General features: G+C 48.8%; 24 protein-coding genes. 13 read left to right on the forward strand and 11 right to left on the reverse strand.

The features are described 5' to 3' along the window. Nucleotides 1–6 precede the first annotated feature (6 nt). The 5 genes from DW096_RS00120 to DW096_RS00145 all read left to right on the forward strand — a co-directional run bounded on the left by DW096_RS00120 (nt 7) and on the right by DW096_RS00145 (nt 6,621). Nucleotides 7–1,296 carry a DNA/RNA non-specific endonuclease gene (locus DW096_RS00120; protein ID WP_005828102.1) on the forward strand — a complete coding sequence of 430 codons (1,290 nt, stop codon included), beginning with the start codon at nt 7–9 and terminating at the stop codon, nt 1,294–1,296. 147 nt (nt 1,297–1,443) lie between these two features. Further along, nucleotides 1,444–2,781, forward strand: coding sequence for a DEAD/DEAH box helicase (locus DW096_RS00125; protein ID WP_118930844.1), 1,338 nt, complete (start codon nt 1,444–1,446; stop codon nt 2,779–2,781). Between the two features lie 274 nt (nt 2,782–3,055). Further along, the gene (gene serC / locus DW096_RS00130) at nt 3,056–4,123 is read left to right on the forward strand and encodes a 3-phosphoserine/phosphohydroxythreonine transaminase (RefSeq protein ID WP_005828105.1); all 1,068 of its coding nucleotides are present in this window, start codon (nt 3,056–3,058) and stop codon (nt 4,121–4,123) included. 110 nt (nt 4,124–4,233) lie between these two features. Continuing rightward, nucleotides 4,234–5,157 (forward strand): NAD(P)-dependent oxidoreductase, encoded by a 924-nt coding sequence (locus tag DW096_RS00135; RefSeq protein ID WP_005836308.1) that lies wholly within the window; start codon nt 4,234–4,236, stop codon nt 5,155–5,157. 216 nt (nt 5,158–5,373) lie between these two features. After that, nucleotides 5,374–6,621 carry a DUF1015 domain-containing protein gene (locus DW096_RS00145; RefSeq protein ID WP_087332578.1) on the forward strand — a complete coding sequence of 416 codons (1,248 nt, stop codon included), beginning with the start codon at nt 5,374–5,376 and terminating at the stop codon, nt 6,619–6,621. 60 nt (nt 6,622–6,681) lie between these two features. Here the strand turns inward: DW096_RS00145 and DW096_RS00150 are convergent, their stop codons facing one another. Both DW096_RS00150 and DW096_RS00155 read right to left on the reverse strand, forming a co-directional pair. After that, the gene (locus DW096_RS00150; RefSeq protein ID WP_016273509.1) at nt 6,682–7,071 is read right to left on the reverse strand and encodes a hypothetical protein; all 390 of its coding nucleotides are present in this window, start codon (nt 7,069–7,071) and stop codon (nt 6,682–6,684) included. Next, entirely contained in the window at nt 7,068–7,616 is a 549-nt protein-coding gene (locus DW096_RS00155; protein ID WP_057097949.1) for an RNA polymerase sigma factor, read from the reverse strand. The genes DW096_RS00150 and DW096_RS00155 overlap by 4 nt, the downstream gene beginning before the upstream one ends. 143 nt (nt 7,617–7,759) lie before the next feature. Between DW096_RS00155 and DW096_RS00160 the strand changes: the two genes are divergently transcribed. The 5 genes from DW096_RS00160 (at nt 7,760) to DW096_RS00180 (ending at nt 10,898) form a co-directional block, all read left to right on the forward strand. Further along, nucleotides 7,760–8,155, forward strand: coding sequence for a DUF6249 domain-containing protein (locus tag DW096_RS00160; protein ID WP_016273511.1), 396 nt, complete (start codon nt 7,760–7,762; stop codon nt 8,153–8,155). Nucleotides 8,156–8,205: 50 nt separating this feature from the next. After that, entirely contained in the window at nt 8,206–8,781 is a 576-nt protein-coding gene (locus tag DW096_RS00165) for a flavodoxin family protein (protein WP_005828115.1), read from the forward strand. Between the two features lie 18 nt (nt 8,782–8,799). Further along, the gene (locus DW096_RS00170; RefSeq protein WP_008663162.1) at nt 8,800–9,201 is read left to right on the forward strand and encodes an FKBP-type peptidyl-prolyl cis-trans isomerase; all 402 of its coding nucleotides are present in this window, start codon (nt 8,800–8,802) and stop codon (nt 9,199–9,201) included. Nucleotides 9,202–9,265: 64 nt separating this feature from the next. Continuing rightward, nucleotides 9,266–9,448: a hypothetical protein gene (locus DW096_RS00175; protein WP_005828120.1), complete on the forward strand. Its 183-nt coding sequence runs from the start codon at nt 9,266–9,268 to the stop codon at nt 9,446–9,448. Between the two features lie 109 nt (nt 9,449–9,557). Next, nucleotides 9,558–10,898, forward strand: coding sequence for an MATE family efflux transporter (locus DW096_RS00180; protein ID WP_118930843.1), 1,341 nt, complete (start codon nt 9,558–9,560; stop codon nt 10,896–10,898). Here the strand turns inward: DW096_RS00180 and DW096_RS00185 are convergent. From DW096_RS00185 to DW096_RS00195, 3 genes are all read right to left on the reverse strand, one after another. After that, entirely contained in the window at nt 10,895–12,046 is a 1,152-nt protein-coding gene (locus tag DW096_RS00185; protein ID WP_118930842.1) for a glycerate kinase, read from the reverse strand. The genes DW096_RS00180 and DW096_RS00185 overlap by 4 nt on opposite strands. A 9-nt stretch (nt 12,047–12,055) precedes the next feature. Then, the gene (locus DW096_RS00190; RefSeq protein ID WP_118930841.1) at nt 12,056–12,634 is read right to left on the reverse strand and encodes a sugar O-acetyltransferase; all 579 of its coding nucleotides are present in this window, start codon (nt 12,632–12,634) and stop codon (nt 12,056–12,058) included. Nucleotides 12,635–12,769: 135 nt separating this feature from the next. Continuing rightward, on the reverse strand, nt 12,770–13,612 hold the full coding sequence (locus DW096_RS00195; RefSeq protein WP_035449226.1) for an AraC family transcriptional regulator: 843 nt from the start codon (nt 13,610–13,612) through the stop codon (nt 12,770–12,772). A 179-nt stretch (nt 13,613–13,791) separates the two neighbouring features. Between DW096_RS00195 and DW096_RS00200 the strand changes: the two genes are divergently transcribed. The 3 genes from DW096_RS00200 to DW096_RS00210 all read left to right on the forward strand — a co-directional run bounded on the left by DW096_RS00200 (nt 13,792) and on the right by DW096_RS00210 (nt 16,301). Then, entirely contained in the window at nt 13,792–14,388 is a 597-nt protein-coding gene (locus tag DW096_RS00200; RefSeq protein ID WP_118930840.1) for a YigZ family protein, read from the forward strand. Between the two features lie 157 nt (nt 14,389–14,545). Further along, a complete protein-coding gene (locus DW096_RS00205; protein WP_118930839.1) occupies nt 14,546–15,670 on the forward strand; it encodes an HpaII family restriction endonuclease in 1,125 nt (374 codons plus the stop codon). A gap of 67 nt (nt 15,671–15,737) precedes the next feature. Beyond that, complete coding sequence (locus tag DW096_RS00210; protein WP_009036894.1) at nt 15,738–16,301, forward strand: nitroreductase; 564 nt, start codon at nt 15,738–15,740, stop codon at nt 16,299–16,301. 111 nt (nt 16,302–16,412) lie between these two features. Here the strand turns inward: DW096_RS00210 and DW096_RS00215 are convergent, their stop codons facing one another. From DW096_RS00215 to gcvP, 6 genes are all read right to left on the reverse strand, one after another. Continuing rightward, nucleotides 16,413–18,743: a TonB-dependent receptor gene (locus DW096_RS00215; RefSeq protein ID WP_120028617.1), complete on the reverse strand. Its 2,331-nt coding sequence runs from the start codon at nt 18,741–18,743 to the stop codon at nt 16,413–16,415. A 230-nt stretch (nt 18,744–18,973) separates the two neighbouring features. Then, the gene (locus DW096_RS00220; RefSeq protein WP_009036896.1) at nt 18,974–19,342 is read right to left on the reverse strand and encodes a GntR family transcriptional regulator; all 369 of its coding nucleotides are present in this window, start codon (nt 19,340–19,342) and stop codon (nt 18,974–18,976) included. Nucleotides 19,343–19,345: 3 nt separating this feature from the next. Further along, nucleotides 19,346–20,140 carry a hypothetical protein gene (locus tag DW096_RS00225; RefSeq protein ID WP_117589081.1) on the reverse strand — a complete coding sequence of 265 codons (795 nt, stop codon included), beginning with the start codon at nt 20,138–20,140 and terminating at the stop codon, nt 19,346–19,348. Further along, nucleotides 20,137–20,961: an ABC transporter ATP-binding protein gene (locus DW096_RS00230; protein WP_118930838.1), complete on the reverse strand. Its 825-nt coding sequence runs from the start codon at nt 20,959–20,961 to the stop codon at nt 20,137–20,139. Before DW096_RS00230 ends, DW096_RS00225 begins: the two co-directional genes overlap by 4 nt. Before the next feature lie 117 nt (nt 20,962–21,078). Further along, nucleotides 21,079–21,741, reverse strand: a complete 663-nt coding sequence (locus tag DW096_RS00235; protein ID WP_005828151.1) for a hemolysin III family protein — start codon at nt 21,739–21,741, stop codon at nt 21,079–21,081. Next, nucleotides 21,741–24,590 carry an aminomethyl-transferring glycine dehydrogenase gene (gcvP, locus tag DW096_RS00240; RefSeq protein ID WP_120028618.1) on the reverse strand — a complete coding sequence of 950 codons (2,850 nt, stop codon included), beginning with the start codon at nt 24,588–24,590 and terminating at the stop codon, nt 21,741–21,743. Before gcvP ends, DW096_RS00235 begins: the two co-directional genes overlap by 1 nt. Between the last annotated feature and the right edge of the window lie 22 nt (nt 24,591–24,612).

Here is a 24,612-nt window from a genome sequence, read left to right on the forward strand (position 1 = left end):
ACATAGATGAAAAAACTGTCTTACTTATTTCTTTTGCTGGTCGGAATTTGGCTGGCTGGATGTGATGATTCTTCAGAGGCTTCGCTCATTCCCGAGATAATACCTACCGAGCAGGGTTCGGATACTTACGTGATGAAGGGCTATGAGTCGAGCGACAATGGTTTCAACGTGTATAAGCCCAAGGCTATCGGCACCCCTTTCTATATCCAGTCCAAAGCTTTTACCGGGCGTAATTACGCATTTGCTCCTGTTAATAGTGAGTCGCTGGAAGGGCTTACTGTTGTTCCGTCTGCCGATGCTTTCAGCGAAAGCGTTGAGGTGAAACCCTCTACGTGCTATTGGGTGCGTTTCAACCGCTACAATCATTATCAGATGGGCAAGCTCCGCGTGGCCTATATTCACGGTAATGAAGTGGGCATAGAGTATGTGGCTTCTGAGGATATAGATGTGAAAAATGCCAATATTGCTGATAACAATAAAGCAGACAATCTTGAAATCCCAGCTCTCAATGCAACCAATCAATATATTGAATACTATGCAGGCGTGTCTGATGAGGAAGGTGCCGGGCAGGTACTCAATTTCTCTTTGGAATACATCGCTTCCAAGAAGCATTCGGCTTGGGTGGCATTCAGTTTCGACCCGATTACTGCGCAAGACAACGTGAAGCGTGCCAACGAGTGGAATCAAGACGACCCCAATATTGACAACAGCGTGGAGGTGACTGAATCCATGCATAAGAGCGATGGGTACGACAAGGGGCATCTTTGTGCCAGCGAAGACCGTGTGTACAGTAAAAGTGCCAATAAGCAGACCTTCTACTACAGTAATATCTCGCCACAGATAGGGAGTTTCAATCAAAAGTATTGGGCGGCTCTTGAGAAGCAGGTGCAGACTTGGGGACGTTCCACCATCAATGGCACATACGACAAACTTTATGTCGTGAAAGGTGGTACTACTGACCGTTTGCTTACCAATTTCACAGGTGTGAAGAAAGCCAATGACGGGCTTTATCCCACCACCAATGCCGACGGGCTGACACTTGGCGGACTCATTTGCCCCAGCTATTATTACATGGCTCTGTTGAGCGAGAAGGCAGGGGTTTATCATACTATCGCTTTTTTAGTCCCTCATTCTGAATTATTGCCAGAAAAACCTGGAAAAGATGAATTTATGGTTTATGCCGTTTCTATTAAAAATTTGGAGTACGAAACCGGTATCGACTTCTTCTGTAACCTGCCTAATGAGATAGAGAAGACTGTAGAAGCTACTTATAGTGCTGACGATTGGGCTTGGTAAAAGCTTCAGAAACTATAAGGAGAGTCTCCCCTTTTAGTATGACGGGCATGTCATGATTTAGGTAGCTTTCTTAAAAGCTGTTTTCGTTTTGATGGAAACTGACTTCTTATCCGTATCTTTGCATATTGATTAAAAAAAGAGATATTCATGGAACTTTCGGATATACTTCATAATTTGAAGATACAAGAACTTACTCCGATGCAGGAGGCTGCTAAGGAAGCCTATCAATCAGCCCAAGATTTAGTGCTTCTTTCGCCTACCGGTTCGGGTAAGACACTGGCTTTCCTCCTTCCGCTGGTACAGACCTTGAAAGCGGATATACAAAGTGTGCAGGCTCTTGTACTAGTACCTTCACGCGAATTGGCTTTGCAGATAGAAACTGTGTTCAAGTCCATGGGAACTCCTTTCAAGGCTATGAGCTGCTATGGCGGACGCCCTGCTATGGAAGAACACCGGACAATGAAAGGCATTCATCCCGCCGTCATTATCGGTACTCCGGGACGTATGAGCGACCATTTGAGGAAAGAGAATTTCAATGCCGCCACTGTCGTCACTCTGGTGATAGATGAATTCGACAAGTGTCTTGAGTTCGGTTTCCATGACGAGATGGCAGAGGTTATCGGGCAGCTTCCCTCACTGAAAAAGCGTGTGCTTCTCTCGGCCACCGATGCAGAGGAAATACCGCAATTTGCCGGAGTAGGAGGTGATTCCCCGTCTTCCGTCTCCCGGCTCATGAAGCTTGATTTTCTTGCTCCGGAAGCCCTTGCTCCGCGTCTGCGGCTGCATAAGGTCGTTTCTCCGGAGAAGGACAAGCTGGAGACCCTCTATAACCTGCTTTGTACTCTCGGCTATCATTCCACTCTGGTATTCTGCAATTATCGTGAAAGCGTGGAGCGTGTTGCCGGGTACCTGAAAGCCAGGAAGTTCCCTTGCGACATGTTTCATGGCGGTATGGAGCAACCCGACCGCGAACGTGCGCTTTACAAGTTCCGTAATGGCAGTTGCGCCGTGCTGATATCTACAGACCTTGCCGCCCGCGGACTGGATATTCCGGGTATTGAGAATGTGGTGCATTACCATCCTCCCGTAAACGAGGAAGCCTATACACACCGTAATGGACGTACCGCCCGTTGGGAGGCATCGGGAAATGCATATCTTGTCCTGCATGCCGAGGAGCGGGTACCCGAGTACATTTCTGAAGACATCGAAACGTACGAGTTTCCGGAGACGCTTCCCAAACCGGCCAAGCCCCGATGGGCTACCTTATATATAGGTAAAGGGAAAAAGGATAAGTTGAACAAGATAGATATTGTCGGCTTCTTGTATAAAAAAGGAGGAATGGCGCGTGAAGATGTCGGGCAGGTGGACGTAAAGGAACACTATGCCTTTGTAGCCGTGCGCCGCAGTAAAATGAAACAATTGTTGACGCTGGTACGCGGTGAAAAAATCAAGGGAATGAAAACTGTTATCGAGGAAGCAAAGTGATTTATCTTATAAATATTCATTTTATTTGCGCTTATTCTTTTGAATATGAAGTAATGAAACCGCCTTGCTTTTAGTTTCTCTAAAAGTATTATCCTTGATAAGTAAAGATAACAAAATGGTGCATATATCTTGTATAAACCATTAAAAAGTAAGCTAAATGCGGCTTAAAAATAGAATTTCATCAGGAAAGGTTTGTTTTGAAGAAATATTTCCGTAATTTCGCAAAGTCGAAAGACATTAATGAACGAAATTGTATAACCAAAACAAACTTCAAATGAAAAAGCATAATTTCAATGCAGGACCTTCTATCCTTCCTCGTGAGGTGATTGAGAATACGGCACAAGCTATTCTTGATTTCAATGGCTCAGGCCTCTCACTGATGGAAATCAGCCACCGTGCCAAAGACTTCCAACCCGTTGTGGACGAAGCTGTGGCATTATTCAAAGAATTGCTCAATATCCCCGAAGGATATTCGGTACTGTTCTTGGGCGGTGGTGCCAGTTTGGAATTCTGCATGGTACCCTTCAACTTCCTTGAAAAGAAAGCTGCTTACCTGAATACGGGTGTATGGGCCAAGAAAGCCATGAAAGAAGCTAAGGCATTCGGTGAAGTAGTTGAAGTCGCTTCTTCCGCTGAATCTACTTATACTTATATTCCGAAGGACTATACAGTGCCTGCTGATGCAGACTATTTCCACATCACTACCAACAATACAATCTACGGTACGGAACTGAAAGAGGATTTGGACGTAAACGTTCCGATGGTGGCCGATATGTCTTCTGATATTTTCTCCCGTCCCATCGACGTATCCAAATATATCTGTATCTATGGTGGTGCGCAGAAGAATCTGGCTCCTTCCGGTGTTACATTCGTCATCGTGAAGAATGACGCGCTGGGTAAGGTATCCCGCTATATCCCGACCATGCTGAACTATCAGACGCATGTGGATAGCGGCTCTATGTTCAATACTCCTCCCGTTGTCCCCATCTATGCAGCCCTGCAGACATTGCGCTGGATTAAGGCAGAGGGTGGCGTGAAGGAAATGGAACGCCGTGCCATCGAAAAGGCCGATATGCTGTATGCTGAAATTGACCGTAACAAAATGTTTGTGGGTACGGCTGCCAAAGAAGACCGTTCACGCATGAACATCTGCTTTGTGATGGCTCCCGAATACAAGGAATTGGAAGCTGACTTCTTGAAGTTCGCTACCGAAAGAGGTATGGTAGGTATCAAGGGACACCGTTCTGTAGGTGGATTCCGTGCATCCTGCTATAATGCCATGCCAAAGGAAAGCGTGCAGGCTTTGATTGACTGCATGCAGGAATTTGAGAAACTTCATTAATAATATTGTTTTTCACCACAGATTACGTAGATTTGCACAGATTGTTTTTATGATTAAACTCTGTGATAATCTGTGTCATCTGTGGTGAGTCTTTTTAATATCATGAAATTATGAAAGTATTAGTTGCAACAGACAAACCGTTTGCCAAAGTGGCAGTAGACGGTATCCGTAGAGAAATAGAAGCAGCAGGTTACGAACTCGTGCTGCTGGAGAAATATGGCGAAAAAGCCAAGCTGCTGGAGGCTGTGAAAGATGCCAACGCTATCATTATCCGCAGTGACATCATTGATGCTGAAGTGCTGGATGCCGCCAAGGAACTGAAGATTGTGGTGCGTGCCGGTGCCGGTTATGACAATGTGGACCTGGAAGCAGCTACTGCCCACAATGTATGTGTAATGAATACTCCGGGACAGAACTCCAATGCTGTGGCCGAGTTGGCTTTCGGCTTGATGGTGATGGCTGTCCGTAATATGTATAACGGTACTTCCGGTACGGAACTGATGGGCAAGAAACTGGGTATCCACGCTTATGGTAACGTGGGTCGCAACGTAGCCCGTATTGCCAAAGGCTTCGGTATGGAGATTTATGCGTTCGACGCTTTCTGCCCGAAAGAAGTAATCGAGAAGGATGGAGTGAAGGCTGTGGGTTCTGCCGAAGAGCTTTACTCTACTTGCGATGTCGTTTCCCTGCATATTCCTGCAACTGCCGAAACGAAGAATTCCATCAATTATGCATTGGTGAACAAGATGCCGAAAGGCGCACTGCTGGTGAACACAGCCCGTAAGGAAGTCATCAATGAAGCCGAGCTTATCCAGCTGATGGAAGAGCGTACCGACTTGAAATACATGACCGACATTATGCCTGCTGCCAATGAAACATTTGCAGCCAAGTTTGCCGGACGTTATTTCTCTACACCGAAAAAGATGGGTGCCCAGACTGCCGAAGCCAATATCAACGCAGGTATTGCCGCTGCCAAGCAGATTGTAGGCTTCCTGAAAGACGGTTGCGAGAAGTTCCGCGTAAACAGGAAATGAGATGAATAGTAAGACTACCTATAAATGTTCAGTTCTTTATTTAGCAATAGGTGCTGGTATATTTTCATTAAGTAGTATATTCAGAAATGAATTGTCAGATTTCGCCCTCGGTTTTTGCGAGGGCGTATCTATTGTACTGATATTAGGTAGTGCAATTTATCTGGTAAGATATTTCGTGAAAAAGAAACCTTAATAATCCATATAAAACACTCTCTTATGGCTATAATTAAACCCTTTAAAGGGATTCGTCCCCCTCAGGATTTGGTGGAACAAGTAGCGTCCCGTCCTTACGACGTATTGAATTCTGCAGAAGCACGTGCAGAAGCGGAAGGTAATGAGAAGTCCCTATATCATATCATCAAGCCGGAAATAGATTTTCCCGTCGGTACGGATGAGCATGACGAACGTGTTTATCGGAAAGCTGCAGAGAACTTTCGTATGTTCCAAGAGAAAGGCTGGCTGGTGCAGGATGATAAAGAAAACTATTACGTCTATGCCCAGACCATGAACGGCAAGACACAGTACGGTCTTGTTGTCGGTGCCTATGTTCCCGATTATATGAACGGTGTTATCAAGAAGCACGAGTTGACTCGTCGTGATAAAGAGGAGGACCGTATGAAGCATGTCCGCGTGAACAATGCCAACATTGAGCCCGTGTTCTTTGCCTATCCCGATAATACTGCGCTGGATGCCATCATTTCCCGTTATACAGCCGGGAAACCGGTATACGACTTTATCGCTCCGGGTGACGGTTTCGGTCATACCTTCTGGATTATAGACAAGCAGGAGGACATTGATGCCATAACCCAGGAGTTTGCCAAGATGCCCGCCCTCTACATTGCCGATGGGCATCATCGCAGCGCCGCTGCCGCTTTGGTGGGTGCGGAGAAAGCCAAGCAAAATCCCAATCACCGTGGTGACGAAGAGTATAACTACTTCATGGCTGTGTGCTTCCCTGCCAACCAGTTGACTATTATTGACTATAACCGGGTGGTGAAGGACTTGAACGGCATGACTCCCGAAGAGTTTCTGGCTGCTGTGGGCAAGAATTTCATCGTGGAGGAGAAAGGTGAGGACATCTATAAGCCGTCCGAACTGCATAACTTCTCCCTCTATTTGAACGGAAAGTGGTACAGCCTTACTGCCAAACCGGGTACTTATAATGATAACGACCCCATTGGAGTACTGGATGTAACCATCTCCTCCAATCTGATACTGGATGAAGTGCTCGGCATCAAAGACCTTCGTTCCGACAAGCGTATCGACTTTGTAGGCGGTATCCGTGGTCTGGGAGAGTTGAAGAAGCGGGTGGACAGTGGTGAGATGAAAGTGGCATTGGCCCTCTATCCCGTTTCCATGAAGCAGCTGATGGACATCGCCGATACGGGCAACATCATGCCTCCCAAGACAACTTGGTTTGAGCCGAAGTTGCGTTCGGGACTGGTGATTCATAAACTGGACTAAATGAATTGATATAAACTGAAACGGGGATGTCTTCCACTAAAAGACATCCCCGTTTTTCGTTCAGAACTCTGGAAGCTTAGGAGTGTGATGTTTGAAATACAGTTTTCTCATCCACCGGTCAAACAGGATGAAAAGCGGAATGGTCAGAATCAGTAGGAGATAAAAGCAAGGAATCTGGATACTTTCTGACTGTGGGAGGGTGGTGGGCGTAAAGGCTTCCCGGATGCTGTCTCCGAAGTACAGAACCAATCCTGTCCCACTGACACCTATCAAGAAGATAGCAGCGGCAATAGTTGCAAGCAGAATTCTTCTTTCTGATTTCTTCTCGCGCAGACGTATGGCTTCTTCTACCTTCTGCATGGTGCGGTAGGTAAAATTGGACGGCAGGCGGAAAGTAGTCTGTTCTCTTACCGCCTTTTTCAATCCTCTATCTTTTAGTTCTTCGTTCATACTTTTTCTTGTTTCATCAACACATAAATCTTTTTACGTATACGGTGTAGCTTCACTTTTGCGTTGCTTTCCGTCAGTCCCAGGATGAGAGCGACCTCATTCAATGTTTTTTCTTCATAATAGAACAGGCTTATCAGTGCCTGTTCCTCGGAATCGAGTTGCTCCATGGCTCTGTTCAATTTGGCAATTTGCTCTTCCCCTTCATCATTTAAGGCTTCATCTACTTGTGTATCGGATATGTTGGCAAGCAGTGTATCATCCATGACAAAGGTATCAAATTTCTTTTTCCGTGCATTCGAGATGGCCGTATTATATGCAATCGAATAAATCCACGTCGAAAAAGAACTGGTGCCCTTGAAAGACGAGAGATGCTGGAAGGCTTTCAGGAAGACATCTTGGGTCAGTTCTTCGGCATCTTCCTGGTTGGAGACGATACGGGCCACCAGGATGAATACCTGCTGGCCGTATGTGTTGAGAAAATGCTCGTAAAGAGCAGTCTCTCCCCTCAAGATGCGCTGGATGATATGTCTCTCGTCGTCTTTCATTTTGTCTGTTAGACGCAAGTTTGTTTGGTTGGTTACAGATTTTCGGAAGAAAAAATATTTTTCCGGAAAAGTGTAACCTCATGTAAACTGCCGCGTCTAAAGGGTACAAAGAAACGAAATTACTAATTTAAATTGAAACGAATATGATGGATTTTATTATGGTGCCTGCGGTGATGACAATCATTACTTTAGGAGTTTACAAATTGTTTGAGCTGTTTGTTTGTAAGAAGGAAAGAATCATGCTGATTGAGAAGATGGACGAGCGGGGACTACTCCCTCAGATGGATACGCCTAAATTACGTGGAAGTAGCTTTTCGTTCTCTGCCCTGAAAATAGGATGTCTGTTGGCTGGTATGGGACTTGGGTTATTGCTGGGTTATCTTATCTGCTATGCGACGATTCCCAATTACTTTACTGCGGACAGAGACTGGATGTATAGGGAGACTGTTTCCCTTATTTATGGGGCTTGTGTGCTGGGTGTTGGTGGAATCGGACTGATAGTGGCTTTTATTACAGAACTAAAACTGAACAAGAAGTAAGGTTATTATGTAGAAAATGCCGACCTTTGCTGAAAAATTAAGAGTATGCAATGAAGGTATTGATTCTTAACGGTAGTCCTCGTCGTCATGGCAACATGTCGAAAATGTTGGAGCTGATGAAGCAGGAACTTGAAGGCTGCGGAGTTGGAACAGTTTATATAGACGTTCCACAGTTGCAGGTACATCCCTGCATCGGTTGCATGAAGTGTCGCAGTTCATTGAAGTGTTGTCTGCCCGAGGATGGGGCACAGAGAGTGTTGCAGTCTATGAAAGAAGCCGATGCAGTGATAATCGGTGCCCCTTGCTATTGGGGAAACATGCCGGGAGAAGTGAAAGTGCTTTTCGACCGTATGGTTTACGGTATGATGGGGGAGAACTCCTGGGGAATGCCCCTTCCGCTTCATAAGGGCAAGAAAGCGATTGTGGTTAGCACTTGTACTACCCCTTATCCTTTCAATATTCTCTATAATCAGACGCACGGTGTGGTGAAAGCTTTCAGGGAGATTCTGAAATGGAGTGGTTTCAAGATTGTGAAAACCATTGAGAGGGGAGGTACTAAGAAGCATCCTGAGCTGACGGAAAAGGATATGCGGAACTGCAAGAAAGCAGTGCACAAATTATTGTAAAGTATTGAAAAAGTCAATATGAGTAGAAAAGAAGAATATAAATTGCAGAACGAACAGTTTCTGGAGCAGTTGCGTACGGCAGAAGGAATCAAGGAATTGCCTTGCGGCATACTTTATCGGGTATTGGAGGAAGGCAGAGACGGTCCGACACCACGTCTCAACAGTGTAGTATCTGTGCATTATAAAGGCACGCTTATTAATGGGCGTGAGTTCGATAATTCGTGGAAACGGAATTGTCCGGAGGCTTTTCGTCTGAATGAAGTGATTGAGGGCTGGCAGATTGCCTTGCTACGAATGCATCCCGGAAGTCGTTGGATTGTATATATCCCTTACACCATGGGATACGGTACACGTACCAGTGGACCCATTCCGGCGTATTCCACACTGATATTTGAAGTGGAATTACTAAATATCTCGTGACACTGCTGAACAATTTGCTTTTTTATCTTGTTCTCATATAAGAATTTAGAAAAACTCAATAGGTATGAATATAGATAAGAAAGCAGGGCATATTGACCCGAAAGTAGCATTGTCCCAGGCAGAACATGAAAAGGGAACAGTACCCGGACAACAGATTGGCCTTTACGGTAATGCAGACAAGAGAGATGTTCGTCAGGTCGTAAAGATTCTGAATCCTGACAAAAACAGTATGGAGAGCAGAGGTTAACCCTCTGCTTTTTTTATTACATGCCTCTTTCTTCGTCGAGTCCAGATGATTTGTTGGAGGGTTTTGTATCTTTGTACCCGGAAATGAAACTCTTAAAAACAAAAGCAGGATGCTACGGAAAGGAGACCTCACCCAAGGAGGCATAACCGGTACTTTATTACGTTTTACCCTACCCATGATGGTAGGGTCTTTTTTGCAGCAATGCTACAACATTGCAGATACGCTCATTGTAGGCCAATGCATTGGTGCAGGGGCGTTGGCGGCGGTCGGTTCGGCATACACACTGATGGTTTTCCTGATATCCGTTTTGCTGGGACTGGCGATGGGCAGTGGTACCGTATTCTCCCTGCATTATGGCGCCGGAAACTATGTAGCACTGCGTCGTAGCATATTCAGTTCGTTTGTACTGATAGGTATCGTGACACTGATACTGAATGTAGCCGTTTTTATCTGGCTCGATCCTATTCTCCGGCTGTTGCAGGTTCCGCAAGACATATACGGCATGATGCACAGCTACTTGTGGATAATCTTCTGCGGTATAGTTTTCACCTTTATCTATAACTTCTACGCATCTCTGCTGCGTGCAGTAGGGGATTCTGTCACTCCGCTTTGGTTTCTGGCAGTTTCTGTCGTTCTGAATATAGCGCTCGACTTGTTTTTTATCCTACAACTGGATTGGGGGATTCAGGGTGCGGCTGCGGCCACTGTCCTCGCTCAAGGAGTAGCTGCTCTGGGCATCATCATTTATACTTACAGAAGGCGTCCGGAACTGCGATGGCATCATGAAGATATGTGTTTTGACCGTACTTGCTTGAAGGAAATAGCTTCTTTCTCTACACTGACTTGCGTCCAACAGTCGGTGATGAATCTGGGAATCCTGATGGTACAGGGACTTGTCAACAGCTTTGGAACAGCGGTAATGGCAGCTTTTGCGGCAGCTGTGAAGATTGACTCTTTCGCCTATATGCCCGTGCAGGAATTTGGGAACGCCTTTTCCACCTTTATTGCACAGAACTTCGGGGCCGGACGTTACGACCGTATCCACCGGGGTGTTCGCAGTGCATTTGTCACGGCTGTTGTTTTTTCGCTCCTTGTGTCCGTATTGGTTTTCATCTTTGCCAAACCGTTGATACTTATCTTTGTCCGTCCGGACGAAACGGAGATTATTGCGGTGGGAGTGGCGTACCTACGCATTGAAGGTGCTTTCTACTGTGGCATCGGCATCTTGTTTTTGCTGTACGGATACTACCGGGCCATCCGTATGCCGGGCATGTCTGTTGTGCTGACCGTGCTGTCGCTGGGCACCCGTGTAGTTCTTTCTTATTGGTTTGCTTCGATACCTGAGATTGGGGTGACAGGCATCTGGTGGTCCATCCCCATCGGCTGGCTGATTGCCGATGTAGTCGGTATCTGGTGCTATCGGTATGTTAAAGGAGTTAGAGAGAGTTAAAAGAAAATCCGGCAAATTTGCTCCACTGTCCTTCGGATATTTTCTTGAGCAAATTCAGGCTGCATGGCCTGCTCCAAAGAGACGGGAGAGGGGGTAATGGAGAATACGCCCCGGAATCCGGCTGCATTCAGTATCCCGGCATCCTCTATCGCTCCTGCCAGCAGGATGACAGGAATACGTTGCCTTCTTGCTTCCTGCAAGATGCCCGAAGGCACTTTCCCCATAAGAGTCTGCCGGTCCGATTTCCCTTCTCCAGTGATGAGGAGGTCGGCATCCTTAATCTTTTCTGCAAAGTCCAGAGTTTCCAAAAAAAGCTCTATGCCGGGTTTCAACTGTGCATCCAAAAATGCGTGGAGACTGCCGCCCATGCCGCCTGCCGCACCGGCACCGGGATGCAAGGATACGTCTTTGCCGGTAGTGTGGAATATGACGTCCGAAAGATGCTGCATAGCAACATCCAGTTCCTTTACCATATCTGCGTCTGCTCCTTTTTGGGGAGCGAATATGTGGGCTGCTCCATTGGGACCGAAGAAAGGATTGCGTACATCACACGCCGCCGTGAAACATGCCTTTTTCAGTGCGGGATGGGCGGAAGAGCTGTCAATGGAGCTGATTGCCGATAGAAGGGCACCGCATAGGGCGATGCCTTTTTTCATGCTTCCCACTTCGTGTCCTTCTTTATCGAAGAAACGGAATTCCAATGCTTGCAGCATTCCCAGACCGGCATCGTTCGTGGCGCTCCCTCCAAGTCCGATGATGAAACGGAGGCATCCCCGTTCCAGGGCATCGCGTATCAGTTCGCCCGTTCCGAAGGTGGTGGTTTTCATCGGATTCCTTTTGTCGGCAGGAACCAGAGGCAGTCCGCTGATGGCGGCCATCTCTATGAATGCGGTATTGCCGTCTCCGGAGATGCCGTAACTGGCATCGCACGGTTGCATCAACGGGTCGTGGGCACGGACGGTGATACGTTTTCCGTTACTGGCTGCAAGCAGGACGTCGAGCATGCCTTCTCCACCGTCGGCCACGGGGAGCACGATGGTCCGGCATTCGGGACATGCGGCATGTACCCCTTGGGCGGCAGCTTCTCCGGCTTCTGCCGAGGTGAGACATCCTTTGAAGGAATCGATGGCAATCACTATCTTTTTCATGAATTTGCTTTAATCTTTTTGGTGTGGTTTATTGATTTTTTTGATAAATCTGGCTGGATTCCCGGCTACCACAGTCATAGGAGGAACGTCTTTGGTCACTACACTGCCCGCTCCGATAATTGCGCCGTAGCCAATACGTACTCCGGGGAGGACGGTCGAATTGATTCCTATCCATACCTTATCCTCAATGGTAATCGGACGGCCATAGGTAGCGCTGCGATTCTCCGGATCGGGGTCGTGGTTGATTGTAATCAGATTGACTTTCGGTCCGATAAATACCTCATCGCCAATCGTTATGCCGCCGCAACCGAAGAAAGTGCAGCATTGCTGGATGAAGCACCCTTTTCCGATGGTGATAGGCTTACCGTAGTCGATGTAGAGTGGTGGCAGCACCGTTGTACTTTCTTCAAGCGGTTTACCGAGAATCTTGCCCATATATCCGTGTACCTCTTCGGGGGTGCGGTAACCCGTATTCATTTCTGTGGCAACCTTGATGGTAGCGAAAATGTCCTCAATTAATGCATTGTAGCCCGGCTCGTTGGGTGAAACCATCTCTCCCGATAAATCTTTTTCAAAAATACTTTTCATAATCGTTTGATTTAAATTGTTATACACTCTAATCATTTTTCGGGTACAAATGTAAGGAGGCTATGCTACAATGGCTTTGTTGTACGGTTCAATATGCTTTGCCGTGCAGTCCACGGATAGAAAAAGTTCCGCAATCTATGTGAGACTCACTTCCTGCTGTATGTCTTCTGTCGGAGGAATACCGTAGGTGGCTTTATAAGCTTTCGAGAAATGGGAGAGGTTCTTGAAACCTACTTCAAAACAGATTTCCGATACTTTGCGCCCTCCTTTCCGTATCAGCTCACGGGCGGCTTCGAGACGGCGCTGTATCAGCCATTCCCGTGGGGAGAGTGTGCTGCATTTTTTGAAATCGCGTTTAAACGTGGATAGGCTGCGGCCGGTATAATTGGCCATTTCTTCCATGGATATGTCGTTCATGTAATTGTGTTCCAGAAAGTCCAATATGTCTATTTTCCACGGGTCTGCAAAATCAAAAACGGAAGCATACAGGTTTTTACTCGTATTGAGCAACACGTATATCCCCTCCATCCTTTTCAGTTGCAGCAACTCCTCAGTCGGGTGGATGCTCGAATCGAAATAGGGTGTCATGGATTCGAACAGACTTACAATGTCGGGGCGGTTGGAAGGTAGCTTGTACAAGCTTATTTTATCTCGTTTGGCATCTTTAGGCAGGATGTCCCGGTTCAGCCTGCTGTAAAAGTCACGCAGGAATTTGGGAGTGAACATCAGGAAAATGGCTTTGAACTGCTCTCCATTCCAGGCTTGTTTGGTCATTTGCACACTAAAGTCCTTACGGATAAAGGCACAGTCTCCTTTATGCAGCCGAGTGATTTTGCCTCTTTCATCGATAACCATTTCACCGGAGTACATATATACCAGCACGTGCGAATGATTCCGGTGCGTGCAGCTTCTCCCTCCCTCGAAATACATTGCCAGGAAGAGGTCCGAATAGTGCAATGTCTTGATTCCGTCTGTCATTTTTTCTGTTTGATTATAAATCTGATTCTTCGTACAAAGATAACTCTTTTCGGCAGAAATCAGCTTGCTTATTTCTTCTGCTTTTGATTTTGCATTATCTTTAGATAAGCTGCACTTCAACATAACTTTTTTCATGCAAGCATGAAAGTTCTCTCTTCGGTTTGCATTATCTTTGCAGCATGAGCGAAGATACGTATAAAACCATCGTTGCCCCTTCCGAGGGCATTTACACTGAAAAGCGCAGCAAGTTCATTGCCATCGCCCTGCCGGTGCGTACAGTAGAGGAGGTGAAGGCGCATCTGGAAACTTACCAGAAGAAATACTACGACGCCCGCCACGTGTGCTACGCCTATATGCTGGGGCATGAGCGGAAGGACTTCCGTGCCAACGACAACGGTGAGCCTTCGGGCACGGCAGGCAAACCGATTCTGGGACAAATCAATTCCAACGAACTGACGGATATTCTCGTCATCGTAGTGCGCTACTTTGGCGGTATCAAGTTGGGTACGAGTGGACTGATTGTAGCTTATAAGGCTGCTGCCGCCGAAGCCATTGCTGCCGCCACCGTTATTGAAAAGACCGTGGATGAGACGGTTACCTTCCTTTTCGAATATCCTTTCATGAACGATGTGATGCGGGTAGTGAAGGAAGAAGAGCCGGAAATTCAGGAACAGTCGTACGATATGGACTGCCGCATGACGCTCCGTATCCGCCAGTCCATGATGCCGAAGTTGCGGGCACGGTTGGAGAAAGTAGAAACATTGAGGTTTGAATAATACAACAAATGGGATAAGAGCCCCTTTCAATAGGGAAGTTGTTCGTTTCCTTTAACGGAACAAGTTGTTTTGTCCTTCGGAACAGACTGTTTTCTTTGCGGAAACGGCATCACTCCTTATGAAAGGCTGACTCCCTCCTTTAAACAAAAGAAAATTTATGGCATTTAGTGCAACAAAAAGAGAACTGGGCGAGCTCTACACCTTCTTTCGCCTGCTGGCGGATGGAGCCGTGTCACCGGGCACACCGAAAGCTGAAAAAGACGAAACCCTGCGCTGGCCCGTTGCCTTGATACAGAGGGAAGAGCATGACGGTACGCGCCGTTACTATATCGAAGAGCAGGAAGTGCGCATTGTCAGCGGAACTACCGGGAAGGACGGTTCGTTTGTTCCGGGCGAGAAAGAGGAGCTGCGTTTCCCCCGCGAAGACTTTGGTGATGCGGCAGAGTTGATTCTGCATCTGTTGAAGAATGTTTCGGGCGAGGAAGTGGAAGTGTCCGAAGGGCTGGAAGCTTTCTTGGATGCTGCCAACATATATGACCTGGAGTCCAAGACGGAAGACCGTACCGACTTTTCCGTTGCCTTCTGGCATCCCGAAGCACCTCTGACGGGCTTCAATGTCCGTTGTCGTCTTACCCCGATGAATCCGTTGCTGGACGGAGGGCGCACGGCGAATCTGAAGCTGGAGCAAAGCGGTGTCAAGTTTGCCGTGCCCACGGTGAACAAGGTGAATGCCCTGCCGGAATCTTCTACGGAAGTAGCAGAACGCATGATGATGATTGAGCGACTGGGCGGCGTGCTGAAGTATGCCGACGTTGCCGACCGCGTGTTCCGCTGCAACCTGCTGATGATAGACCTCCACTTCCCCCGCATGCTTGCCGAGATGGTGCGCTTGATGCACTTGGACGGCATCACCCGCATCAGCGAATTGACGGAGCGCATCAAGGAGATGAATCCGCTGAAGATAAAGGACGAGTTGATAAACAAGCACCGCTTCTACGAGTTCAAGATGAAGCAGTTCTTGCTGGCGCTTGCCCTCGGCATGCGCCCTGCCAAAATTTATAACGGTACGGACTCTGCCGTCGAAGGCATCTTCCTGACGGACGGCAACGGGCAGATACTCTGCTACCACAAATCCCGTCCGCAGGTCTTTGCAGACTTCCTTTATCAGAACACGCGTTTGGAGAAAGGTGCCGTAGAGAAAGATAAATACGGCTTCTTGGAGCGCGAGAACGGCGTCTGGTACTTCAAGCTGAATGTGAAGATTGGACTGGTGAAACGATGAAACAGCCCTACTGAATACGCACCGATTTGCATTATCAATAATCAACTATCAATTCTCAATTAAACAAATGAACGAGACATTACAAACTATCAAGGCACGCCGTAGCGTCCGTGCCTATATGGAACAGCAGGTTTCCGCAGAAGATTTGAATCTTATCCTTGAGGCGGCTACTTATGCCCCCAACGGTATGCATTTGGAGACGTGGCACTTCACTGCCATTCAGAATAAGGAAGTACTGAAAGAGTTGAATGATAAAATCAAAGGCGCCTTTGCCAAGAGTGACGACCCTCATACACGGGAACGTGGACATAGCCAGACTTATTGCTGCTACTATCATGCCCCCACGCTGGTCATTGTCTCCAACGAGCCTACCCAATGGTGGGCTGCTATGGATTGCGCTTGCGCCTTGGAGAACATTTTCCTTGCAGCCAAGTCCCTCGGCATCGGTTCCTGCTGGATTAACCAGTTGGGGCAGACCTGCGACGACCCCGATGTCCGCGCTTTCTTGACAAAGCTGGGTGTACCCGAGAGCCATAAGGTATATGGCTGCGCAGCCCTGGGATATGCTCCCGCCGATGCTCCGGTGAAGGAGAAAAAGGTGAAGGAAGGTACGGTGACCATCATCCGCTAAACAGAGATACCCGCAGGAGAGGTGACGGTCAGGTAATTAATCATACATGAAGCAAAATAACGTATAATTCCGCCACTCTCCGTTGGGCTTCCTCTTCACAGAGGAAATGGGTTATCGCTGCATATTGATGATGCCGCTGTCCGTATCACTGTTGTTCAGCCCCTTGTTGCCTGCCTTGTGCTTGCGTCCGAACTCGAATGTATAACCCACGCGCAGCACGACCATCTGTCCCGTCTCCCTGACGAATGTCTCGGAACGGAAAGGAGCCACTTTGCTGATTCTTTCTTTTCCCACTTTATAATTATTGGTGAAGGGAAACATAATACCGATTCCCGCCTGAAGGTTCTGCCGGGTGTACATTGCCATGAATGCCGTCTGGTTTTCGTTCTTTTTAATGGTTTCGCCGAAGAAATTGTTCTGCACTTTCCGGAACTGCCCGAGCAGCGAGAGGCCTTTATATTGCACTTGCGCCATCACGCTGTAATAGAATTCATCGTACATATGGCTATAGTTCAGGCCTTCCGACCAACTGCGCGTATATCCTCCCGAAGCATAAAGCGTCAGGAAATCTTTCAGTCCGAACAGTGTAGCGCCATTTATGCCGGCCATCAGTTCCGTATTCAGGCTTTGGAACGACCGCTGGTTTTCATCCTTCAGTATCAGTTTGCCGTCCTCCACGAAGATGCTTTCCATGATGGGATTGTCATAATACTGGTGGCGCACGCTCAGATTGGCATTGAACTGCTTCTTCGAATAGCTGTAAGACAAGGAGTTCGTGAACTGTTGATACGTTTTCAGCAACGGGTTTCCGCGGACTATCTGTATCGTGTCCATCGCCTGCTCCACATCAGTCAGCGAGCCGAGCGACGGTATGGCAGGACTGATGTTGAACCGGTAGCGCAGGAATCCCGCCTTCTTCAGATTATAGCTCAACCGCACGGTGGGCGTGAAGGTATAGTAAGCATGGTCTTCCTCACTTTCCTTGAACCAGGCACGTGTCATTCCTACACTGCCCGCATAGCTGAAGTCCTTTACCTTGCCCTGCACCTCGAAGAAAGCGGATGTCTGCGACTGGTCCATCTTCGAAGTGGTAGGGTTGGAACCTTTATACTCATTCTCTGTCCGCATCTGATAGTGGCGGGCACCGCCGCTCAGCTTCACCTCCTTGAAGTTCTTTTCATAGATGGCTTCGCCAATGACGGAGCGCTTGTCACCGTCCACCAATGTCTGGATGTCCGCCAGCGGTGCGTTCTCGTCTTTGTACTCCTTGTATTTCCGGTTGTTCTTGGTATGGATGAGCGTTCCCGTTACATTCACCTGGATGCTCTGCTGATGGGGCAGGGTATGCTGGAAGTAAAGGTCGAGCGCCGGAGAGTAGCTGGATGTGTGGTTGTTGACGTACGAATAGATGGACTCCGTGCTGCCCACTGCCCACATCTTGTTCAGTTCATTCTGGTAGGGGGCATTGCTGAGGTTGTTACGGAAGATGGCATTGAATACATATTTGTCCGCTTTCGTCAGATTGTACGTCAGATTCAGGTTGTTGATGAAGCTCAGAGAGGGCGACTCGTCTTCGATGCCTTCCTTGATGCGGTCGATGGTGCGGTCGCCCAGATAGAAGGTTTCGTGGGATTCGAGGCGGCTGTGATACTTGCCGTTCTTGTTGAAGTAGTCGATGCCCCATTCGGAGTTCTTGTAATTGAACTTCGCGCTCAGGAAATTCTCTCCCCATAGGGTGTGGGGCGAATCGGAGAGTTGGAAGTTCACAACACCGCCCGTTTCGCGGCGGCGCAGGATAATGTTGACTACGGCGCCCAGCTCATCGTCTCCGTACTGCTTGCCGGGGTCTTCGATGAACTCCACACGCAGTACGTCTTTGGCTCTGACGGCCGCTATCTCCTTGTCTGTCACTTTAATGCCGTTGATACGGGTTTGTACGGCCCCGCCACCGCTGACGCTCATGCTGTTGCTCAGATTGTCCACTTGCAGACGGGCAATGCCGAGATTGTTCAGCAGGTCGTAGGCACCGAACGAGCGTTTGAGCTGGCTTTCGGAAGGCAGGATGATTTGCCGGTCTACCCGCTGCAGCACATTGCTGGCAGATACCGTCACTTCACCGAGGCTCACGGCATCTTCCTGCAACTGTACATCGCCCAGGTCGAGGCTTTTATTCAGTTTCAGCAGTATGTTTTCACTTTGGAGGCCGATGAAGGAGATGGAAAGGCGGTAGTCGCCTGCCTTGATTTTAGGGAGGGCGAACTTGCCTTGTGCATCCGAGGTTACTCCGGTCACCAAAGTAGAGTCTATGGTCCATAATGACACATTGGCGGCTATAACTGCTTCTTGCGAGGCGTCCGTGACGCGTCCTTTGATGGAGAGGCTCTGTGCCTGCGTACGGAGTACGGAGAGGGCAAGCAATAGTAAAAAAAGTTTGGTTTTCATAATCGTTTGTATTAGTCTGTTACTGTTGGATAGGGATGTAAAAGTCACTCTTCCCGCTAAGGGAAGATGCTGAAGCTTGTATATCAGTTGTTTATACTTTCCTCGTCTGTCCGATGAAAGTTAGGAATGCATGAAGGAATAAATCTCGTACATCAGTGTCGAAACTTTGACAATCGTAAGTCCGAAGAGGAGTCCGAAGGTAATCCATAATGCAGTCTTTGCGTATCTCTTCATGAACCGTCTTTTTTAAGTTTGTTATATCGTTCTGTTATTTCTTCTATACTGATGCCGAGTAGCTCCATGCTGCGGAACATGTCGGCAAGCTGGTTGTCAAAAAACTCTTTCTTCTGTATTCGCATCACTTTCTTCACCGCATCTTTGGAGAGGTAGAACCCCATTCCCCGTTCCGGGTAGATGATGTCCTCCGTCTGGAGGTATTCATAGGCCTTCAGCACGGTGCGCGAGTTCACTGCCAGTTGTGTGGAGAGCTCCCTCACGGATACCACCCGCTCTTCCGCCCGCCATTCGCGGGTGAGAATCTTGCTGAAACAGAAGTCTACAATCTGCTGGTATATCGGCTTGTTGGTCTTGAAGTCCATAGGCTACAGTTGTTTTTCTTTGAGCAGGAAGTAGCTCGATACCCATGAACCGAGCAGCACACTGATGGGAGCCGCATAATTGCAGAAAGTCACGATGGCTTGTGCACCGGCCGACAACGGATAGTTGGTGTGGGGCCATGTGGCAATGTTATCCATCCAATATCCGTCCGCTCTGGCTTCGGGCATGAGGGAGGCCACAAAAGTTACAATTCCTATGCAGACGGCAATGGAGCCTACAAAGATGGTGAAGCTTTTCAGCAGGATTTGCCGGCTGAAGGCGAAGTATCCGATGAAGGCGGAAGCATGCAGGATTACATAGGTCAGTATCTGGGTGTTGTGTATCCGGAACATCGTGATGTGCGTTGCAAAATACTGCAGGAACTCGCTGCCGCTTAAGGACAGCAGACCTTTGAGGCAGGCTATCAGCAGGCTGCAGAATAGGGGAAGCAGCAGCAGGTATTTTATCCAGACATGCAGGAACTTCTCGAATGCCGATGCCGGCAGCAGTATATCGAGAGTGGAGCTGCGTTTGCTGAATTTTGTTTCCAGCAGGCAGGGGGCCATGAGGATAAACCATAGTACGTAGCGGGAGAATTCGGTGGCAGAGGTATGTTTGCCGTAGTAACTTCCACCGCGGTTTATGTCGTAGAGAATGCACAGGATGCAGATGAACGATACGACGGCTGCTGACCAAAGCAGGTGCCTGCCGGTCTCATTCCTTTTATATTGTTCCAGTAGCAGGAAGCGTTTCAGATTAAAAGTTGCGTTCATTGTTCTGTTTGTATGATGGATTTTCATTGAAACATGCTCTGTATCTTTTCCGGTTGTTGCAGCACCGCTTTATACAGCAGCTCGATGTCCGGTGTGTTCTCTTCTCCGTCCTCGTTGGGAATGATGGAGAAATAACCCGATAGATTCTCTTCGCTGTAAATTCTTTCTGCCGGCAGGATGTCCGTACGGGCAAAGAGAAGCCGGTTACTGATTTCGTCCAGCGAACGGTTCAGTAATATTTCGCCTTTGCCAAGGATGACGAGATGGTCCAGCAGATTCTCGAAGTCGTGCGCCTGATGGGTGGAGATGAGCAGCGTGCTTTCATCGTCCATGCTGCGGCTGATGATACGTTTCAAGGCTTGGCGGGAGGTGATGTCCAGCCCGTTTGTCGGTTCGTCGAGCAGGATGTATGGAGTATGCAGGGCAAAGGCGTATGCCAGCATTGCCTTCTTCTGTTGTCCGTAGGAGACGGAAGAGAGTTTTTGTTTCCGGTTGATTTTCAGCTCTTCCAGGTTCAGCTCGAATTCTTCCTGATTGAAATGTGGATAGAATACGGAATGGCGTGCAGCGAAGCTGACGATACTCTCGGTTGGCATCTGCATCTCTTCGGGCAGGAAGAAGTAACGGTTCAACCCTTCGGGCTGTCTCTCCGCCGTGTTTCTTCCGTCTATGCTGCACTTTCCGTTTTTGGGGAAGAGTAGTCCGCAGATGAGATGCATCAGCGTCGTTTTGCCTACGCCGTTTTCTCCCAGAAGTCCATATATGCCGTTTCCTATTTCCAAAGATATGTTGTTGAAAATAAGTGGATTGGACTTGTAACCGTAGCTCGTATTCTCTATCGTTATCATAATTTTATTAGTGTTGCACTGATGTACAACACTGCAAACGTAGGGTAAGTTATGGAGAAAAGCAAGGGGGAGAGATACTTATTAACTTCTTTTAGCTGTTGTGCGCTTGCCGTTTGCTTACAGCATCTTCACCAGTATGTCCCATACAGCCACCATGTGGCAGGCTGAACCGCCCAATACAAAGAAATGGAAAACCGAATGCATGTACCGTGCCTTGCGCAAGGAGTAGAAAGCAGCTCCCGTGATGTAGCATACTCCTTCGGCAATAATCCAGTAGCAGGCTGTAGGGGAGAGGGCGAAAAGCTGCTTGAATACTACCAGTACGGACAGTCCCATCAGGATGTAACACACTGTTTCCACGTAACTGTGCTCCTCCATCTTGCGGAAGCTGACAACAGTGCCGATGATGGCGCATAGCCAGACGAAGCCGAAAAGTTCCCATCCCCAACCGCCGTCCTCTCTCAATGCAATGAGCGTGATGGGGGAGTAACTGCCTGCAATGTGCCAATAGATGGCCGCATGGTCCCAATGCCGCAAGCGCCGTTTCCACGGATTATGATGTTTCAGGGAGTGGTAGAGTGTGGAGGCAAGATAGGAGCCGCCCATGCCGAACAGATAGAGCCATACGCCGCATGCTGCCCAAAGGTTCTGTGCCTGGTAGCATTTTATCAGGAATAGTGCACTTACAATTACTCCCATGGCAATGCCGATGCCATGGGAGATGGAATTGATGGTTTCTTCTTTTTTACTATAAAATAGTCCGTTACGCTTTCTTTTCATCAGTCGAAGCATCCATAGCATGTGGGCAACAGTTTACGGTCTCCCAACGTGTTGTCTACGCGTGCCACGTTCACCCAGAACTTGTTTTCGCGCACGCTTTCTATCGGGTAGGCTGCCTTTTGGCGGGTATAACTGTGCTCCCATGTGTCGGCTACCACTTCGTATTCGGGATGCGGGGCATTCACCAGCACGTTGTCCGTCTTGTCGACTTCGCCGTTCTTCACCTCTTGAATCTCGTCCCAAATGGTCAGCATCACGTGGACAAAGTTGTCGAGTTCGGCAAGGCTTTCGCTCTCCGTCGGTTCAATCATCAGTGTGCCGTGTACCGGGAAGGAGAGGGTAGGGGCATGATATCCATAATCCATCAGGCGCTTGGCGATGTCGTTTTCGCTGATGCCCGTCTCTTCGTGCACCTTACGGCATTCCAATATCATTTCGTGTCCTACGAAGCCGGTAGCACCGCGGTAAACGATGCCGTATGTATCCTTGAGGCAGGCTGCCAGGTAGTTGGCGCTGAGGATGGCTATCTTTGTGGCCCGTGTCAGCCCTTCTGTTCCCATCATGCGGATATAGCCGTAAGTAATGGGGAGGATACCTGCACTGCCGAAAGGAGCTCCGGACACCTGGTTGGCGGCATTGCCGAACAATTTGTGTCCCGGAAGGAACGGAACCAGATGCTCTGCCACGCAGATGGGACCTACGCCCGGTCCGCCGCCACCGTGAGGAGAGGCGAACGTTTTGTGCAGATTCAAATGGCAGACATCCGCACCGATAAAGCCGGGATTCGTCAAGCCTACTTGGGCATTCATATTGGCGCCGTCCATATATACCTGCGCACCGCAGGCGTGTATGATGTGGCAGATTTCCACAATTTCCGTTTCAAAGATACCGTGTGTGGAAGGGTAGGTGATCATTAGGGCGGCGAGGTCCGCCTTGTTTTCTTCCGCTTTGGCGCGCAGGTCGGCCATATCCACATTGCCTTGTGCGTCGCAGGCGCAGGTCACGGTGGTAAAGCCTGCCTGGATGGCAGATGCCGGGTTGGTGCCGTGTGCGGATGCAGGTATCAGTATTTTATTGCGGTGCCCTTGTCCTATACTTTCCAGATAGGCGCGGATGACGCGGAGTCCTGCATATTCGCCTGCCGCACCGGAGTTGGGTTGCAGGCTGACACCGGCAAAGCCGGTAATTATCTTCAGCTCTTCACTGAGGTTGCTTATCAGTTCGCGGTAACCTTCGGCCTGGTCCTCGGGCACCAGGGGATGCATGTTCATGAATTCCGGACGGCTGAGCGGCAGCATCTCTGCGGCAGCGTTCAGCTTCATGGTGCACGAGCCGAGGGAAATCATGGAGTGTGCCAGTGAGATGTCCTTGCGGTCGAGACGCTTGATGTAGCGCATCATCTCCGTTTCCGTATGGTATTTGTTGAATACTTCATGTGTCAGATAGGTGCTTTGGCGTTTCATCTCCGCGCTGATGCTGCTTGCCATGGGTACGTCGCTTGCCTTTTCCCAATCCCTTCCGGCGGCAATGGCAAAGATGGAGAGCAGTACGTTGACGGCAGTGATGTCCGTAGTCTCATCGATGCTCATACCTACGTCCCCATTCTTGAAATAACGCAGGTTCACTTCCTTGCTCAAGGCGATGGTACGTATCTGCTGTGCCGAAATGGTGTCGGGCAGTGCAAAGCGGAGCGTGTCGAAATATTGTGCATTGACCTGCTTGTACCCCAGTCTGTTGATACTTTCTTCCAGAAATACGGCAATGCTGTGGATGCGTTCTGCAATGGTGCGGATGCCTTCCGGACCATGATATACGGCATAGAAGCCAGCCATCGTGGCCAGCAGTGCCTGCGCGGTACAGATGTTGGAAGTCGCCTTTTCACGCTTGATATGTTGCTCGCGGGTTTGCAGCGCCATGCGGTAGCACAGCTTGCCGTATTTGTCTTTCGACCAGCCGATGATGCGTCCCGGCATATTGCGCTTGTACTCGTCGCGGGTGGCAAAGTAGGCTGCCGACGGCCCACCGTAGAACATCGGGGTACCGAGCCGTTGTGTGGTTCCGAAGACGATGTCAGCTCCCCATTCTCCCGGAGGGGTGAGCAGGGCGAGGCTCAGAATGTCGGCGGCAACGGCCACTTTGCAGTTGGCCGCATGGGCTTTTTCCACGAAGGCGCGATAATCTTCCACGTTGCCGGCGGCGTTGGGATATTGCAGTACGCAGGCGAAGATGTCCGGCGTGAATTCCATTTCATGGTATTTTCCTATACGCAGCTCGATACCTTGCGGAATGGCGCGGGTAGCCATTACCGCCAGTGTCTGCGGGAAGACGGCTTCGTCTACAAATACCACGTTGGCACCCGATTTCTGCATGTCGCGCGGACGCAGGGCGTACATCATCGTCACGGCTTCGGCTGCGGCAGTCGCTTCGTCCAGCAGGGAGCAGTTGGCAAGGGGCATGCCGGTGAGGTCGCATACGGCAGTCTGGAAGTTCATCAGGGCTTCCAGGCGTCCTTGTGAGACTTCGGTCTGATAGGGGGTATAGGAAGTGTACCAAACGGGGTTCTCGAATACATTCCGTTGGATAACGGCAGGAGTGATGGTATTGTACCATCCCATACCGATATAGGTTGTGTAAAGTTTGTTTTTGGCAGCCAGTCCTGCAATGTGCTGTCCGAATTCATACTCCGTCATTGTCTTGGGCAGAGCCAGCGGTTCTTTCAGGCGGATGTTGGCAGGAATGGTTTTATCAATCAGCTCGTCCAGGCTTTTCACTCCTATTTTTTGGAGCATCTTCTCCTCGTCTTTTTCGCTGATGCCGATGTGGCGGTAGGCCAATAGGTCGTTTTTCATGGCTGTAATGATTTAAAAGTTT

Origin of the sequence: Bacteroides sp. AM07-18 (genome assembly GCF_003602695.1) — a bacterium.
Lineage (GTDB): Bacteria > Bacteroidota > Bacteroidia > Bacteroidales > Bacteroidaceae > Bacteroides > Bacteroides uniformis.

What these genes read in the sequence shown, in the direction of transcription:
- DW096_RS00120 (WP_005828102.1), top strand. Translation starts at nt 7, where the DNA reads ATGAAAAAACTGTCTTACTTATTTCTTTTGCTGGTCGGAATTTGGCTG.
- DW096_RS00125 (WP_118930844.1), top strand. Translation starts at nt 1,444, where the DNA reads ATGGAACTTTCGGATATACTTCATAATTTGAAGATACAAGAACTTACT.
- serC (WP_005828105.1), top strand. Translation starts at nt 3,056, where the DNA reads ATGAAAAAGCATAATTTCAATGCAGGACCTTCTATCCTTCCTCGTGAG.
- DW096_RS00135 (WP_005836308.1), top strand. Translation starts at nt 4,234, where the DNA reads ATGAAAGTATTAGTTGCAACAGACAAACCGTTTGCCAAAGTGGCAGTA.
- DW096_RS00145 (WP_087332578.1), top strand. Translation starts at nt 5,374, where the DNA reads ATGGCTATAATTAAACCCTTTAAAGGGATTCGTCCCCCTCAGGATTTG.
- DW096_RS00150 (WP_016273509.1), bottom strand. Translation starts at nt 7,071, where the DNA reads ATGAACGAAGAACTAAAAGATAGAGGATTGAAAAAGGCGGTAAGAGAA.
- DW096_RS00155 (WP_057097949.1), bottom strand. Translation starts at nt 7,616, where the DNA reads ATGAAAGACGACGAGAGACATATCATCCAGCGCATCTTGAGGGGAGAG.
- DW096_RS00160 (WP_016273511.1), top strand. Translation starts at nt 7,760, where the DNA reads ATGATGGATTTTATTATGGTGCCTGCGGTGATGACAATCATTACTTTA.
- DW096_RS00165 (WP_005828115.1), top strand. Translation starts at nt 8,206, where the DNA reads ATGAAGGTATTGATTCTTAACGGTAGTCCTCGTCGTCATGGCAACATG.
- DW096_RS00170 (WP_008663162.1), top strand. Translation starts at nt 8,800, where the DNA reads ATGAGTAGAAAAGAAGAATATAAATTGCAGAACGAACAGTTTCTGGAG.
- DW096_RS00175 (WP_005828120.1), top strand. Translation starts at nt 9,266, where the DNA reads ATGAATATAGATAAGAAAGCAGGGCATATTGACCCGAAAGTAGCATTG.
- DW096_RS00180 (WP_118930843.1), top strand. Translation starts at nt 9,558, where the DNA reads ATGCTACGGAAAGGAGACCTCACCCAAGGAGGCATAACCGGTACTTTA.
- DW096_RS00185 (WP_118930842.1), bottom strand. Translation starts at nt 12,046, where the DNA reads ATGAAAAAGATAGTGATTGCCATCGATTCCTTCAAAGGATGTCTCACC.
- DW096_RS00190 (WP_118930841.1), bottom strand. Translation starts at nt 12,634, where the DNA reads ATGAAAAGTATTTTTGAAAAAGATTTATCGGGAGAGATGGTTTCACCC.
- DW096_RS00195 (WP_035449226.1), bottom strand. Translation starts at nt 13,612, where the DNA reads ATGACAGACGGAATCAAGACATTGCACTATTCGGACCTCTTCCTGGCA.
- DW096_RS00200 (WP_118930840.1), top strand. Translation starts at nt 13,792, where the DNA reads ATGAGCGAAGATACGTATAAAACCATCGTTGCCCCTTCCGAGGGCATT.
- DW096_RS00205 (WP_118930839.1), top strand. Translation starts at nt 14,546, where the DNA reads ATGGCATTTAGTGCAACAAAAAGAGAACTGGGCGAGCTCTACACCTTC.
- DW096_RS00210 (WP_009036894.1), top strand. Translation starts at nt 15,738, where the DNA reads ATGAACGAGACATTACAAACTATCAAGGCACGCCGTAGCGTCCGTGCC.
- DW096_RS00215 (WP_120028617.1), bottom strand. Translation starts at nt 18,743, where the DNA reads ATGAAAACCAAACTTTTTTTACTATTGCTTGCCCTCTCCGTACTCCGT.
- DW096_RS00220 (WP_009036896.1), bottom strand. Translation starts at nt 19,342, where the DNA reads ATGGACTTCAAGACCAACAAGCCGATATACCAGCAGATTGTAGACTTC.
- DW096_RS00225 (WP_117589081.1), bottom strand. Translation starts at nt 20,140, where the DNA reads ATGAAAATCCATCATACAAACAGAACAATGAACGCAACTTTTAATCTG.
- DW096_RS00230 (WP_118930838.1), bottom strand. Translation starts at nt 20,961, where the DNA reads ATGATAACGATAGAGAATACGAGCTACGGTTACAAGTCCAATCCACTT.
- DW096_RS00235 (WP_005828151.1), bottom strand. Translation starts at nt 21,741, where the DNA reads ATGAAAAGAAAGCGTAACGGACTATTTTATAGTAAAAAAGAAGAAACC.
- gcvP (WP_120028618.1), bottom strand. Translation starts at nt 24,590, where the DNA reads ATGAAAAACGACCTATTGGCCTACCGCCACATCGGCATCAGCGAAAAA.